The 13733-nt window shown below is 49.1% G+C and carries 11 protein-coding genes; 4 read left to right on the top strand and 7 right to left on the bottom strand.

Features of this window, described 5'->3' with window-relative positions:
* Positions 1 to 693 precede the first annotated feature (693 nt).
* Positions 694 to 1233, bottom strand: coding sequence for a DUF309 domain-containing protein (locus tag JWH17_RS14700; RefSeq protein ID WP_205223386.1), 540 nt, complete (start codon positions 1231 to 1233; stop codon positions 694 to 696).
* 563 nt (positions 1234 to 1796) lie between these two features.
* Between JWH17_RS14700 and JWH17_RS14695 the strand changes: the two genes are divergently transcribed.
* The 4 genes from JWH17_RS14695 to JWH17_RS14680 all read left to right on the top strand — a co-directional run bounded on the left by JWH17_RS14695 (position 1797) and on the right by JWH17_RS14680 (position 8139).
* A complete protein-coding gene (locus tag JWH17_RS14695; RefSeq protein WP_205223385.1) occupies positions 1797 to 2678 on the top strand; it encodes a DMT family transporter in 882 nt (293 codons plus the stop codon).
* A gap of 2 nt (positions 2679 to 2680) precedes the next feature.
* Entirely contained in the window at positions 2681 to 3910 is a 1230-nt protein-coding gene (locus JWH17_RS14690; protein ID WP_205223384.1) for an exonuclease SbcCD subunit D C-terminal domain-containing protein, read from the top strand.
* 9 nt (positions 3911 to 3919) lie between these two features.
* Positions 3920 to 7591, top strand: coding sequence for an AAA family ATPase (locus tag JWH17_RS14685; protein ID WP_205223383.1), 3672 nt, complete (start codon positions 3920 to 3922; stop codon positions 7589 to 7591).
* A gap of 107 nt (positions 7592 to 7698) precedes the next feature.
* A complete protein-coding gene (locus tag JWH17_RS14680) occupies positions 7699 to 8139 on the top strand; it encodes an outer membrane protein (protein WP_332468419.1) in 441 nt (146 codons plus the stop codon).
* Positions 8140 to 8222: 83 nt separating this feature from the next.
* Here the strand turns inward: JWH17_RS14680 and JWH17_RS14675 are convergent, their stop codons facing one another.
* The 6 genes from JWH17_RS14675 to JWH17_RS14650 all read right to left on the bottom strand — a co-directional run bounded on the left by JWH17_RS14675 (position 8223) and on the right by JWH17_RS14650 (position 13679).
* Positions 8223 to 9368: an AI-2E family transporter gene (locus JWH17_RS14675; RefSeq protein WP_205223381.1), complete on the bottom strand. Its 1146-nt coding sequence runs from the start codon at positions 9366 to 9368 to the stop codon at positions 8223 to 8225.
* A 77-nt stretch (positions 9369 to 9445) separates the two neighbouring features.
* Positions 9446 to 10735, bottom strand: a complete 1290-nt coding sequence (bioA, locus tag JWH17_RS14670) for an adenosylmethionine--8-amino-7-oxononanoate transaminase (protein WP_205223380.1) — start codon at positions 10733 to 10735, stop codon at positions 9446 to 9448.
* Positions 10728 to 11711: a biotin synthase BioB gene (bioB, locus tag JWH17_RS14665; RefSeq protein ID WP_205223379.1), complete on the bottom strand. Its 984-nt coding sequence runs from the start codon at positions 11709 to 11711 to the stop codon at positions 10728 to 10730. Before bioB ends, bioA begins: the two co-directional genes overlap by 8 nt.
* A gap of 117 nt (positions 11712 to 11828) precedes the next feature.
* Positions 11829 to 12452, bottom strand: coding sequence for a YkgJ family cysteine cluster protein (locus JWH17_RS14660; protein WP_205223378.1), 624 nt, complete (start codon positions 12450 to 12452; stop codon positions 11829 to 11831).
* Positions 12453 to 12464: 12 nt separating this feature from the next.
* Complete coding sequence (gene amrA / locus JWH17_RS14655) at positions 12465 to 13037, bottom strand: AmmeMemoRadiSam system protein A (protein WP_205223377.1); 573 nt, start codon at positions 13035 to 13037, stop codon at positions 12465 to 12467.
* Between the two features lie 126 nt (positions 13038 to 13163).
* Positions 13164 to 13679 carry an LEA/WHy family protein gene (locus tag JWH17_RS14650; protein ID WP_205223376.1) on the bottom strand — a complete coding sequence of 172 codons (516 nt, stop codon included), beginning with the start codon at positions 13677 to 13679 and terminating at the stop codon, positions 13164 to 13166.
* Positions 13680 to 13733: the final 54 nt, after the last annotated feature.

The following is a 13733-nucleotide window of genomic DNA, read 5'->3' as shown; positions in this document are numbered from 1 at the left end:
GAAAAAGAAGGAAATCCAAAGAAAAGGGAGGAAGAAGAGATAAAAAATGCCAACTACAAAAAGAGGGAAGAAAAGCAAACAGAGAAGAAAAGACACAACATAATTAATCTCGCAACATAATTCCTGTGCATCTCGGAACAGGTCAGTGCTAAAAAAGATGCTGAGGACTTGAGGTTGCCAAGTTCAATCTCTGAGGCAGCTGAGCAGAACGTCATGCTATGCTATGTTCCAGAGTAAATATGTCTCCTATATATCGTGCTAGTAATGCGCCACATTTCCTTTGCTTTTAGAGATGGTAAGGTTGTAAAAAAGTTGTCAGTTCGTCAGCCCGCCAGGAATAGAATAAATAAAATGACCGACAGATTGAGCATAAAAAAGGGACCAGCCGAAACTCGACCGATCCCTTGAAATGTGCCCAAATTGTGCCCGTCTAAATTAAATTGTTACAAACAAAAACAAACGTAACCAAACACGCTAGAAAAAATGCCATTAAATTAAATAGTTGAAACTGGCTACTTTTATAGCTTTCCGTTTTATTGGATTCGAAGTCCGATGCTCTATCCAGCTGAGCTACGGGCGCACGCGAGGTTGGATACTTAATATTTGGAAACCAACTATATTACTTATTCGGTGGCGGAAGTCAACTCTGTTTCACTCAAAAACATGAAAAATATGCTGGCGGTTATATCCTGTTTATCCCTGGAGGAGTATCGGCGGCTGTTTGTTTACTTGGCGCAAGGCTGTCAGCAAAATTTCCGGATCAATATACGCTGCCAGGCGCTTCCTGTTTTTTTCGAGCACAGGGAAGGCTTTAGCCGATATTTTTGCCGCTGCTGCATCATACCCGTGCTCCAACTTAATATAAACCCCTGCCGCCCGGATCATTGCCTGGAGCAACATTTTTTCGTCGCCTGCAGACGCTAACCAGGCATGTTCTAAAATTTCGTGCACTTCAAAAAAAAGGCCCAGATCCCACAGGACAAACCCCTGCCAGAGAGGATCGGTATTCTCACTGGCAGCGATCACCCCGAGGGCCTGCTCATACTTCTGCAGTCGCACATCGATGTAATCGAGATAATACCTTTCCAGCTCGCGGCTCCTGAATTGCTCTGCCACCTGTTGCGCAGGCACAAGACTTTTTTTCTTGAGTACATCCACCAAGGATTCGGATAACGCGTTGCGGATATCCCGACTCAGCCGATCCATAAACGGTTCAAATATTTTTTCTTTCATTGCGGTAAGAAAAATTGAAAATGGATAAATGAGCGCATTGCTTTACTGTTTTTTAACCGATCGCTACGTTACGTTGAAAAAATAATCCTCGGAGGTAAGCGCAGACTCCGATATCAATTATATGTCTTTGGTTATTTTTTCAGCATGCCTTGATCACGAATAAAAAACCTAGTAAATCAACAGACTCATAGATATAGAGAAGGTTTTACAGTAAACATCACACCAATTTGTACTGCTCTTTGAATAAAAAACAATAAAAAAATAGCCGTAACTATTCAGCAGCACCCCACGGAGTCTGCGCTTACCTCTCTCCACGATCTGCCCGCTCAGCATACCGATGTATAGCTAATCGGTCAGCTTGTGAACATTTGGAGCACTGCTGAACAGTTACAAATAGCCTTACCTGGTTATGGATAAAGATATGACACCCTTTACATAGATGCGTAGCATTTCATAAGACCATACCTTGTTTACAACACAATAGAGCCCACCATTGTTCCTCCTCCAGCATATACTAGGCGGAACGAGACTTTTCCCATCAACTGCTAACAGCTCCAGGTACCATGCCTTATCTCCTTCTTATTCTTACCACCCTTTTCTGGTCAGGTAATTTTGTTCTCAGCCGGGGGATGCATGCCTCTATACCACCATTGGGGCTTTCCTTCTGGCGGTGGTCAGTTGCCCTTCTTATCCTCTGTTTTTTTGGAGTTCATCACCTGTGGAGGGAACGTACAATCGCCCAAGATCATTCCCGGTTTATCGTTATCCAGGGACTGCTTGGCGTGACAGGATTCAACAGTCTGATCTACCTTGCAATGCAATCAACCACCGCAATCAATGCGGTTCTGGTTAACTCGTGCGTTCCCATTCTTATTGCCCTTGCTTCGTGGCTCATGTACCGTGACTTGCTCACTCCACGCCAGATACTGGGGGTATGTGTATCGCTCTGCGGTGTTCTTCTTATTATTGCCAAGGGACAACTTGCGACCTTACTCCAGGTCGATTTTAACCGTGGTGATATCTATGTGCTTATTGCAGCGGTCATGTGGGCTTTTTACTCTGCCAATCTGAAGCGCTATCCACCTGACCTGCACCCCTTTGCCTATCTTTGCGCCATCGTCATCGTGGGGCTAATCGGTATTTTTCCTTTTTACCTGCTGGAACTCTTTCAGGGCCAATACATCCCACTTACCACGTCCTCCATCGTGACCATTATCTATGTCGCTCTTTTTGCATCTGTTCTTGCTTTTATCTTCTGGAACCGCGCTGTCCGAACCATTGGCGCAAACAAAGCCGGGCCATTCGTTCACTTGATGCCTGTTTTCAGTACCATTCTTGCTGTCCTGTTTCTGGGAGAAAAACTCACCGCTTTTCATCTCCAGGGGATGCTGCTTATCTTCAGCGGCATTGTACTAACTACTTTTCGAATCAGGCAGAAAGCATAACCATGCGATTTATTCACACCTCTGACTGGCATATCGGCCACCGTCTTTATGGCCAAAAACGCTACCAGGAATTTAAACAGTTTCTGGACTGGCTGATCACGTATTGTACCGAGCATCCAGTTGATGCGTTGCTTGTAAGCGGTGATATCTTTGACTCAACCACGCCCGGTAACAGGGCACTGGCACTGTACTATCGGTTTCTCCACCGCATAGCGCATACGAGCTGTCGCAACGTCATCATCATTGCCGGCAACCACGATTCTCCCACCCTGCTGGATGCTCCCAGGGAACTCCTCAGCCAGATCAATGTGCATGTTATCGCCTCTCCGCGCTATCAGCCCGAAGAGCAAGTCTTTTTTTTACAAGGAGCAGACGAAACCGATGCAATGATCGTCTGTGCGGTCCCGTTTCTCCGAGATAGAGATATACGAAGTGCCGTTGCTGCAGAAGATATGGACACCAAATCTAAAAAACTGCAGGAAGAAATTCGCAGCCATTACCAAAAAATCTGTGCTGCTGCAGAAAACATTCGCAACCAACATGGATTCCCCTTACCCATTGTAGCCATGGGGCATCTGTTCACTGCCGGCGGCCAAACCGTTGATGGAGATGGGGTCAGGGAACTCTATATTGGCGGCCTTGCCCATCTGCATAGCAGCGGTTTCCCTGAATGCATAGAGTATCTGGCACTGGGTCACCTCCATATCGCGCAACGGGTGGGCGGAAAAGAGCAGTACCGATATTGTGGTTCTCCTCTTGCCATGGGATTTAATGAAGCTGAACAGCAAAAATACATCCTTGACGTCTCTCTTTCGCCAACCGAACTGCAGGTCACGCCTGTACAGGTTCCCTGTTTTCAAGACCTGATAAGGCTCCAAGGCGATCTCGCCTCCCTGACGGATTCCATTAAACAGCTGGCGGAGCAAGAAAGTGCTGCCTGGCTGGAGCTTTGCTATAGCGGTTCAAGTGATCCCGGCAGGCTCAGGCAACAGCTGCAGGACGCTGTAGAGAATACATCGTTGCACATTTTGCGAATACGCACCAACCACAGTGCTGCCGTTCACCTGCAGCAGGAAAAACCAACAGAATCGCTCGATGATCTAAGTGTTGAAGATGTCTTTGAACGTTGCCTGGCAAGCACGAATTATACGCCGGAGCAATGCACAGATCTCCGCCTGACCTTTCAAAAAGTGGTTGCATCGCTTGACCAGGAAGACATTGACCATGGGTAACGAACAGCCATGAGAATACTTAAAATACACCTGCGCAACCTGAATTCCCTGACCGGCACCTGGTCCATTAATTTCACCGTTCCGGAGTACACGGCTGATGGCATCTTTGCCATTACCGGTCCCACGGGTGCCGGTAAAACCACGTTGCTGGATGCGATCACCCTGGCCTTGTTTGGTTGTACACCCCGGCTAGGCCGGATAACCAAGGCCAACAACGAGATCATGTCACGCGCCACTGGCGAATGTTACGCAGAAGTTGAATTTTCCACCACTGCCGGCACATTCAGATGCCACTGGAGTCAGCATCGGTCCCGTCGCAGCAGCACCGGCGAACTGCAACAGCATAAACATGAAATTGTCGATGCTGAAACAGGCAAGGTGCTGGAAACAAAGGTCAGGGACGTTGGACTGCTGGTCGAAAAGCTGACCGGACTTGATTATGAGCAATTTACCCGCTCAATCCTACTTGCCCAAGGCCAGTTTGCTGCCTTTCTCAACGCTGATGCCAGCCAACGGGCTCCCATTCTCGAACAAATTACCGGAACGGAAATCTACAGCCGTATTTCTATCAAAGTCCATGAACGAACAGCAGAGGAACGAAAAAAGACGGACTTGATCCGTGCAGAGACCGGCATGATCACGGTCTTATCAACCGAAGAGGAAAACGAGCTCAATCAGGCACTTAATGCCACGGTATCCTCGGCAGAAAAACTCCAGACAGACCTAAGACGTGTCACCTCATCGATCCAGCTGCTACAGGCAACCGAGCTCGCCGAGGAAGCACTACTGGTAGCACGTAATAAAATGATGGAATGGCATAAGCGCATGCAAATGGCGACTCCTGAGCTGCAACGACTTGAACGGGGACAGCAGGCTCAGCAGGTAGAAAGTGATGTAAAAACACTGCAAAAACTGCAACAAAAAATCCTTGCAGAGCAAGCTGCTCTGAAAAAATGCGGCCAGGCGTTGCGCGATAAAATACAGCAACGAGATAACATTGCCAAAACACTCTCCACCAACGAACAGGCCGTTACCAAAATCCTGAGTCAACAGGAAGAGGCTGCAGAAACTATAAAAAATGTTCGGCTTCTGGATGAAAAGATTTCGGAAAAAGATCTCCTGCTCCAGACACAAGCAGTAGAAATGAAAACGCTGCGCCAAGAACGACAACAGCTGCACACTGCTGAACAAAAACTGACCGCAGAACTTGCCGAGATGACCGGCCGCCAAAAATCAGCTGATCACTACCTGGAACAACAGGCTGTGGACGGTACCTTGGTTGAGCATTTTGAAAACATCAGGCAACAGTGCACAGAACTGATCCAACTGGATAAAAAGCACAAGCAGGAACAAAAGAAAAGCATCCACCTGGCGGCCCTCCTGAAAAAAGCCAAAGAGGACCTCACCACTGTCCACACACGCTGTGCCAAGGCAAAGCAAACACTGGACAACAACCAGCTGGGCCTGGAAGGATATACGAAGAAAAAATTGCATCTGCTCGCCGGCGAGTCACTAACCACACTCAACGACAAAATGGAGGAGATCGTCTTCCAAGAACAGATGCTCAAAGAACTGCAACGACTGTTGCCGCAAAAAACCATGCTTCAGGAAGGGATGGTCAAGCAAAAGGAGCAGCTGACAGCCTTTGAGCAACAGACCATCCAACTGCAGCAAGCACTTGCAGCGAAGACCGCAAAAGAATCGGAGCTTAGCCGGCAGCTCCAACAGCTGGAAAAAAAACAGGCGCAGCACCTTCTCGTTGCCGATCTCGAGGCAGAACGTCAAAAATTGCACCATGGGCAGCCATGTCCACTATGCGGTTCGGTTGAGCATCCCTGGTCAGTCAATACGCCGCCGGTGGAAGATCAAAAAAATAAACTGCAGGAGGCCAGACAGTTACTCCAAAGTACGCAGGAGGCCATGTCAGCAGACCGGGCAAGCTTAAGTGCGATAAATAAAGATATCCACTATACCCAGCAGGCGCTTACTCTGGCCAACAAAGAATACGACCAAGCCAATAGCCAGATAGAGGTCTTGCAGGAAAAGCTCCAGCTGACAGCCAAGCAAATAACCACCTTGAAGCAGGTGAATGATCACCATCAACAGACAACCGATCAGCTCCTGCACCTCAAGAAAAGGTTGCAGCAAATCCAGAAAATTGACGAGAGCCTTCTTCGGCTGCAGGCGAAAACAGACAAAACAAGCCGGATGTATAATGATGCTCGGCATGCCTTGCAAGATGGTGAGCACAAAGTGACCAGTGCTGAAAAAGACCTCTACCAACATGCGCTTATGGTGAACGAGGCAGCACAGTACCAAACCGATAAACTGAACCAACTCCATCAACAACTGCAGCCCTTCAAGGTAGAGCCATGCCCGACCAACGGCCTGCCTGCACTCCTGGCAACGCTTGAGCACAGGCGCAATCGGTGGAAAAATACTGTCCATGAGCACCAGCAACTGGACCTGGCCATCACCAAACACAGGGCTGAGATGGACAAAGTCCAGGCCAGCCTGGCAACCCTTGATGCCGGAATGAAAAAGGCAGGTGTAGCCTTTGATGAATTAAAGGAAAAAAGGGAAAAAGAGTATGCTCAGCGGGTCCATCTTTTCGGTAAAAAAGACCCTGACGCTGAAGAACAGGAATGGAAGAAAAAGAAGGCCAAGGTTGAGTCGGAAAGGGAGAAATCAAGACAGCTGCTCCTGGAAGTAGAGAAAACAGTCTCTGGACTGACCGAAAAGCAGCTCGCCGTTGAACACAGCCTGACAACATTTTGTGCAGAGTGTGGACAGCAGGAACAATACATCACCCAGTTACTTACTGCCAAAGGATTTTCCAGCCTCAATGAGTACCAGGAGGCGTTGCTGCCCAAAGAAGAACTGGCCGCTCTCTCTGCTCGTAAGATGGCACTAGACAAAGAACAGTCAGAGACCGCTCATCGTTTGCGGGAAAAATCGCTGGAACTACTGCAACTCAAGAAGCAGGACCCAGGTGAAAAGCCCCTTGAAACGCTTCTGGAAGAACAAACAGCGCTCGCTGAAGCCTTTGAACAGTTACAACAACAGATAGGAGCTGTCAGGGAAAAACTGCACAAAAACACTGCTGCCAAAAAGGCACTTCAAGATCGGCATGATGCGCTCAATGTGCAGCAACAGGAAGAGAGCCGCTGGGAATTGCTCCATCAGCTCGTAGGGTCTGCCGATGGGAAAAAATTTCGGGTTTTTGCCCAGGGAATAACCTTTGACCTGCTTATTCGCCATGCAAACGCCCACCTGGAAACCATGAACGATCGCTATATTCTGCTCCGCGACCCTGCCCAACCACTGGAACTGCAGGTGCTGGATAATTACCAGGCTGGCGAAATTCGTTCCACCAGGAACCTTTCCGGCGGTGAAAGCTTCATCGTCAGCCTTGCCCTTTCTTTGGGACTCTCGTCAATGGCCAGCCATAATGTCCAGATCGATTCCCTTTTTCTTGATGAAGGGTTCGGTACCCTTGATGAAGAAGCTCTGGATACGGCGCTCCACACCCTTGCCGGTCTACAAAGAGAAGGGAAGCTCATTGGGGTTATCTCCCATGTTCACCTGCTGCAGGAAAGAATCAGCTTGCAGATAACGGTCATACCACAGGCTGATGGTACAAGCCTGCTTGTTGGACCAGGCTGCAAACAGGTAGCTTGAATCCGACTTTATAGCGCCCTGAAACTTCCTCTGCTCTTCCTTGGACAAGGCACTTTTTTTATAACTGACAGCATGGCTGGTTCGTAGCTACCCGGCTACAAACGGTCATACTCTGCGCTAGCTATTATGGAAGTCGGCTCTTTGCCAACGGCAACCGTGCTGAGGGTCAATATGGCTGGGTGAAAAATGATCTGGATCAATTAACTTACAATAATTCATACGGACATTTTCGAGAGGGCGACCTGAAAATCCAATCCCTCATGGCAAATGCCTATTATGATATTGACACCGGCTCGCAGTGGGTACCTTTTATCGCTGCGGGCATAGGATGGGCCAAAGTCGATCTTAACACGCCGGCACTGCCTTTAGGGGACAATGACAATGTCTTTGCCTATCAGTTCATGGCGGGTGTTTCTTATGCGATTGACGACCGATGGGCTGTAGACGCACAATATCGTTTTTTCGGTACTCAGGATGCTACAATTCAAGACGCAGATTTTAGCGTGAACAGCAATAACCTGCTGGTTGGTTTGCGATACTCCTTTTAAAGCAGACCGCAAAAAGAGGTGGTCAAAAGCGCTGATTTCTATCAGCGCTTTTTTAGTCACACAATGGTCAAGCGCAGCTCTTTTCAGCCAGTTTCTTGTTTTCCCTCACCTTTCTCATCGCTTTTGCCCTCTCTAACCGGCATAGTTTCCTCATCGAGCGGTTGAAAAGCGACCCCGACCTCAGGCAGGTAGGCGTGAAAAACATTTCCGTAAATTTCCCATAAGGTAATGAACAAGGCTGCCACAATAGGGCCGATAATAATCCCCAGGATGCCGAACATGCTTATACCGCCTAATGTTCCGAAAAGAACAAACAAATCATGCATTTGGGTATCTTTACCAACAAGACGTGGTCGAACAACATTGTCCAGATTGCCGGCAACAGCACCGCAAAGAACCAGTAAAACCACCACCCCAACATAATTGCCGGAAAGAGCGAGGATAATTAAAGCCGGCAACCAAACAATAGCGGTTCCAAAGGCAGGAATGATGGACATCACGGCCATAACGGTGCCCCAAAAAACCGGGCCGTGTATACCGGCAACGGCAAAGGCGATCCCGCATATGGATCCTTGCAGGATGCCAATGATCAATGTCCCCTTGATGGTGGCACTTGCCACCGAGGTAAAGCGCATGAGCAACACCCGCTCATCACGGTCCTGCAGGGGAAGAAAATAGAGGATCCGTTCCAGCAGAATTTCCCCTGAAGTAAAGAAATAAAACATGGCATAGAGCATAATAATACTGCTGAATACCGCATTGACCGTCAGCTTGGTTACCGAGGAAAGACTGTCGATCAAAAAAGAGGAAATATTACCGACAAGCTCCCCGGCTTTTTCTATAATAACATCCCTATACACCACTATATGTTCATAATAGGGGATGTTTTCCATATATCCAGCCAGCTGACCGGGCTCATTGATAAAACTTTGGACCCAGGGCGTTATCGATTGGCTAACACTGACAGCCTGGGCAACCACCACTCCGATAAGGAGACTGAGCGGCACCAACACCAAGGCAACAATGCCGCAAATCATCATTACAGAGGCCATGTGCTGCCGGTTGTTGAGCTTACGGCTCAGCCACCTGTGCATCGGACTACTCATGGCGCAAAAAAGACCTGCCATAAAAAGCGGCATCAAGAACTGTTTGATCATGCTCAAAAAAAGGAGCGATATCCCTGCCACAAGGACCAACAGAACAAGCTTATTGATTCGTTCTTTTTTCATTGCAGTTGTCGTTTACGTAAACAGGAGGCTCAGGGGCATCGGCACCCAGCCGGCCGACGAGCACCACCTCTTTGAGTTTAAGTGGCTGTGGTTTGTTCTGCAGCCTTTATCAAGGCACTGGTCAGCCTGGTCAGATCTTCTGCAGCTATTATGTAGGGCGGCATAACGTAGAGCAGGCGACCAAAAGGCCGTATCCAGACCCCCTGTTCGACAAAAAACTGCTGCAATCTGGCCATGTCTGTTGGTTCTCTTGTTTCAACTACACCGATGCCGCCCAGCACTCGGACATCTGCTACCGTATCCAGTTCTCTGGCCGGTTCCAGCTCTGTTTTCAGCTGCTGCTCTATAGCCAAAACCTTTTCCTGCCATGGGTTGTCCAACAGCAGGGAAATGGAGGCACAAGCCACGTTGCACGCCAAAGGGTTGCCCATAAAGGTCGGCCCATGCATGAACACACCTGATGGCCCCTGGCTAACGGTAATCCCAATCTCTTCGGTAGCCAGGGTCGCGGCAAGCGTCATGTAACCACCTGTTATTGCTTTGCCCACGCACATGATATCTGGGGAAACCTGGGCATGATCAGCGGCAAACATTTTACCGGTACGTCCAAATCCGGTCGCGATCTCATCAAAAATAAGCAACACATTATAGGTGTCGCAGAGAGTCCGCAATCCTTTGAGATATTCGGGATGGTAAAACCACATACCACCAGCACCCTGGACAAGCGGTTCTATGATAACAGCTGCCACTTCATGATGATGCCGTTCAAGCATCTGTTCCATTTCAGCCAGGTCCGCCTGGTTCCACGGTTCATCAAAGCGGCATGTTGGCTTGGGGGCAAAAAGCTGTTGTGGGAGTGATTTCTCAAAAAGAGTGTGCATTCCCGTCACAGGGTCACAGACCGACATGGCATGGAAGGTGTCCCCATGGTACCCGCCACGGACGGTCAATAGCCGATGCTTGTCCGCCTGTCCTTTACTATGCCAATACTGAAGCGCCATTTTCAACGCGACTTCCACACTGACAGACCCCGAGTCACAAAGAAAAACCCTGTCCAGCGTGTGTGGGGTGATCTCCACCAACTTTCTGCCAAGTTCCACTGCCGGGCCGTGGGTCAGGCCACCAAACATGACATGAGACATCTTGTCCAGCTGCTCCCGTGCAGCCTGATCAAGCACTGGATGGCAATAGCCATGGATAACCGACCACCAGGAAGACATACCATCGATCAATGTCCGCCCATCTTCCAGGGTAATCCGAACACCGCTGGCTGAGGCCACCGGAAAAACCGGCAAAGGGTCAATCATGGAGGTGTAAGGATGCCAGAGATGCTGACGATCAAAGGCAAGCATACTTTGCTCAGACATGGGCATCGTCTCGTTCAAAGGTATAGCCCAGGGCTGAGAGCTGCTCCAGGTCTCCTGTAATTCCGGAACCGGTTGTGGTCAAATAGTTGCCGACAATCGCTCCATTGGCACCAGCAGTAAAGGCGCGGTACTGATCCTGTCCCAGCTGCTGCCGTCCTCCGGCCATCCGAATAATAGCATCGGGATTGATGAGCCGGAAAAGGGCGACCACGGTCAACACATCATCGGTTGTCAACGGCTCTAAATCGCCCAGAGGGGTGCCTGGAATCGGTGTAAGAATATTCACTGGAATGGATTTTATGCCAAGTTCCCGCAGTTCAAACGCCAGGGCAATTCTATCGGCCATGGTTTCTCCCATGCCGATAATACCGCCCGAGCAAAGCGACATCCCTGCTTCGCGGGCAATGTTAAGGGTTGCCACTTTTTCGTCCCACGTGTGGGTGGTACAGACCTGGGGAAAAAAGTCCTTATTGGCTTCAAGGTTGCAGTGGTAGCGGCTCACACCGTTTTTTACCAGCTCTGCTGCAATTTCTTTGTCCAGCAACCCGGAAGAGGTACAAAACAAAAGCGAGGTGGCTGCAGCAATGTCCTGGTACAGGCCGGCAAGTTCTGCCGCTGTTTTCCTGTCCAGACTGCGCCCACTTGTGACCAGAGAGAGTCGATGTACAGCGTGGTCATCGTTATCCTTGGCTATGGTCAACGCTTCTTCGCTATCAATAAGGGTGTAGGTATCGATTCCGGTATGGTGCCGTGCGGACTGGGCGCAGAATCGGCAGTTTTCTGTGCAGTTGCCACTTTTGGCGTTAATAATGGAACAAAGGTGAAAGTGGTTGCCCATTAAACGGCTACGCACCCCATCTGCAGCCTGGTAGAGGGCTTCCTTGTCAGCAGACACGGCCAATTCCATGGCTGTTGCCTTATCGATCCCGGCGCCGTTTACTATTTCATTTTTCAGTTGCTCAAGTGGTGTACTCATTATTGCTGCTTCTCCTGCGTGACTATTCAGCTAAAATCACAAAATTGCCTTTGCTGAAGCCTATAACTGTTAAGCAGTGTCCAAGGTGGGATGCTCTGCTGAACATTTACGCTCCTGCTATTTCAGGCATGATTCTATGTCCTGGGGAGGACCGTTAACGATCATTTCGGCAATGGTCAGTTTAATTTTAGGGTAGAGATGGCGTACGTTTCCCAGTAATTCAGACTCCAACTGTGCCATCTGCCTGTAGAGCGAGGTTCGCTCCATGGCCGGAGCGTCTGTTTCTTCCTTATAGTTTTCCTTCACTATTTCCTGGCACCTGAAACAACCGGGAAATCGCATCTGCTGCCCATCGGGGCGAGTAAGCAGTGCAGGAACACCATGGTTTCTGCAAATCATCAGCCGATGCTTATACAGACCGCACAGTTTGTCGTCCAGCAGTGGACATTTTAACTGGGGACGTTCTCCTTTTGCCAGCAAGCGCTTGCTTTCCTTCACATACGCCTTGGCTCTGGTCACGACTCGTTCCATGGTTTCCTGATCAAGGGCTCGGAGCCCTTCCCACAGATAGGCCCACTCTACGTAGGTATAATGCTGAAAATACGAATCACAGCAGTTATCAGGACATCCTTCGCAGGTAAGCGGGATCTGCTGTGCCACGATATCGTATTCCGCAGCCATAGCCTGGTAAATTTCCGCAATTTTGCGAGAAAGTTCCGGCTTCAGGGTTAATTCACTCATTTGATTATCCGTTTATCGGGGCTCCTCAAAATATTGTACCTGATAGGTTTGTACTTCCAACCCATCCGTTTTCCAGGCAGTTGGTGCAAGCCCGGCCTTACTACAGAGATGACTGAGAAAAGCTTTCGGATCAGGCAGTTGTTTCCACACCTGGGGCAGAAAGGTGGCTCCGACTCCCCCTGGAGCACGGAGAATAAGGCCATCTATTTCCGGTCTCAGCTTATTTGCCAAGTCGTCTCCATCACTATACGCCATGTCCTGCGGTTCACTCAGCACTGAAACCTCTATATGGAGATCTCGCAGCTCATCAGGGGACACTGGTTGAAAACGGCTATCATGGAAGGCAGCGTTCAAGGCGTGGCGTTTGATACCTGCAAGGATAGATTCTACCCCTACCAGGCTACCAATACACCCTCGCAAAGCTTCTCTTTTATGAAGAGTGACAAACACGCCACGCTTTTCCTGAAATATAGGGTCTGCCAACTCTTCTTCGCTTACCGGATCACTCTGGGGGAGGTTCAGGTGCTCTTCAATCTGCTGCCTGACCAGCCGCACCAGCAACCGGCCTTGCGTTTCGGTCAACATATCCTCTCCTCACTGTTGTGGGGCACACATTTAATGGGCTCCGTACTCTATTGCACTCTCCCGCCCTGTCAACCGAAATATAGGAAACCGGCACAGGGTGACGAAGGTGGTCGCTATCAGCAAAAATTATTGACCGGCATTGAGTCCCTGCAGAGAGAGTTCGCCTATACTTTCAAATGGTATTTTCCGGGTAAAGCTTCCCGTACCGAGACGGATATTACCAACCAGCTTGTAACTTAATGACTGCGAAGCAGCCGATGCACTGTTAGTGCTCTGAATAAGACCAACCACGGAAGAAATCATATTCATCATGGAAGCATAGACACTCACCGGCACCAGTGCAGTACCATAGGCGGGGATTTTCTGGGGAGAACTGGCAATACCCTGGGCAAAGTGACGGCCATCAATTTCCAAGTCACAATCCACCCCACGTATATCAAGTGGCACATCATTTGGGTTCATCACCCGCAGTTGCACAAGAAAAGCAGTTTCCATGCTCTTCATTTCCTGCACCTGGATATCGGCAATGGAAATTTTTGGTTTTTCCTGAATCTGCCCCAGCCCGGCACAGCCGCCGATCATCAGAAAGAAAAGGACAAACATCCATTGGGCCGGACACTTTAAAAAATTCAATGGCAGCATAGGGTTCCCCTTTAGTTGTTGAGTTTAAGTGATGTTCTACCACGGATGCATCAA

The organism is Desulfogranum marinum (assembly GCF_016918565.1).
GTDB classification, from domain to species: Bacteria; Desulfobacterota; Desulfobulbia; order Desulfobulbales; family Desulfobulbaceae; genus Desulfogranum; species Desulfogranum marinum.
This window is presented reverse-complemented; position numbering and strand designations above follow the sequence as displayed.